Source organism: Ruminococcus callidus ATCC 27760 (assembly GCF_000468015.1).
In the GTDB taxonomy this organism is placed as follows: Bacteria; Bacillota; Clostridia; order Oscillospirales; family Ruminococcaceae; genus Ruminococcus_C; species Ruminococcus_C callidus.
Map to the genome: position 1 here is coordinate 50,946 of NZ_KI260345.1, position 1,425 is coordinate 52,370.

Here is a 1,425-nt window from a genome sequence, read left to right on the forward strand (position 1 = left end):
CAGACGGCATCCAGTTTCGACTTTGCCGAATGAGAAACTCCAGCTTCTGCGTTTCTTTGGTCACACCAGCTTCCGTATTTTCTACGGAAGATTTCAAGGTTGCTCTTGCCCAGCAGGAAAAAGCTTCGTCCCACACAGCAGTGTGATTGCCGATTTCATCGGTAACAACACGATTCTCCAGAATGGTAATTCGCTGATTGAGTGTTCCAATTTCCATTACATCACACCCTCTCGCTGTGCAAACAGCATGGCACGAAGCGTTAATGTCAGCTTGGAAAAATCTGCGGTATTGCGGTTTTCATAAAGATAGGAAACCGTGTAGAGCATTGCTGTCCGTACTACATCTTCGTTTTCTGCCAGCTGTGTTTCATCCATTCTGCCCACATCCATGACCAGCTGTTTTGCTGTGAAAATCAAGGAAAGCAGCAATGGATCATCATCTTCAAAATCAATCCGCAGATACTGTTTGACTTCCTGTAAAGTTACCACCCACTCCAACCCCTTTCTCTGATTACGCTTTCATGCCAAGTGTCTTTACGGCTTCGGTCAGAATCAGTCTGCCATCGACACGCTGAGATGCGAGGAATCCAACCTGACCATTCATTGCAAAGACCTCGTTCAGCCGCTTAAAGGAACGTCCCTGACGGTCGCCGATCCAGTAATAGCTGAAATCGCCGAAAGCGAGACACTTTGCACCTGCCTTGATTTCCGGCACATAGCTGGAAGTGTAGTACGGACGATTGAGAATGGTATCCGGAACGCCAGCTTGTACAGACGGATTCCAGATGTAATTGCCAGTGCTGTCCTTCAGCTTACGAAGTGCCTTTACTGTGGAATCGTTGAGAACCCACACTGCCTTCTTACGATACGGGCTTCTCAGAGAATAGAACAGTTCCAGAACATCATCGAAAGTGATATTTGCAGTACTGGTAGTTGCTCCGCTCTCTGCACCGCCCGTTGCAGCAAAGATACCAGTCGGCTTGCCCTTGCCATCACCAATGAAGAAAGCTTCTTCTTCCTTTGCACCGATTCTTCTTGCAAATTCCTTTGCGATGTAAGACGGCAGGTCAAAAGCTGCATCATTCAGCAATTCTTCAGAGATCTTGATCGCTGTTCCCACCTTGTACGCGCCAAGAGAAGCCTGTCCAAAGGTATCATCCGACAGCTTATATGCGTCTTCCTCGTCCATCCAGGCAGCTTCGCCCTTAGAAGTAACGATGGGAATCTTTCGATCACCGGAGGAAGTTTTGATAACGGTTGCCAGCTGCCGGAAAATGTTTTCTTCGGTCAGTGCCTCTACCAGTTTCCGTTCAAATTCGCCCGGCACAAGATAGCCACCCTCAGTATCTGTACCAACCTGCAGGTCGTTTCGAACATCGTAAAAATTGCGATTGCGAATGCTGTTCCAGAAAGCAGTACGATATG

At 47.9% G+C, this 1,425-nt stretch carries 3 protein-coding genes; all 3 read right to left on the reverse strand.

The genetic code is table 11. The features are described from left to right. Positions 1 to 217 (reverse strand): phage head closure protein (locus RUMCAL_RS04645; RefSeq protein WP_021681424.1); only part of this gene is annotated, 217 nt, incomplete at its 3' end. Beyond that, a complete protein-coding gene (locus RUMCAL_RS04650) occupies positions 217 to 489 on the reverse strand; it encodes a head-tail connector protein (RefSeq protein WP_040647006.1) in 273 nt (90 codons plus the stop codon). The genes RUMCAL_RS04650 and RUMCAL_RS04645, both read right to left, overlap by 1 nt. Positions 490 to 511: 22 nt before the next feature. Continuing rightward, positions 512 to 1,425: phage major capsid protein (locus RUMCAL_RS04655; RefSeq protein WP_021681426.1), on the reverse strand; the 914-nt coding region annotated here is incomplete at its 5' end.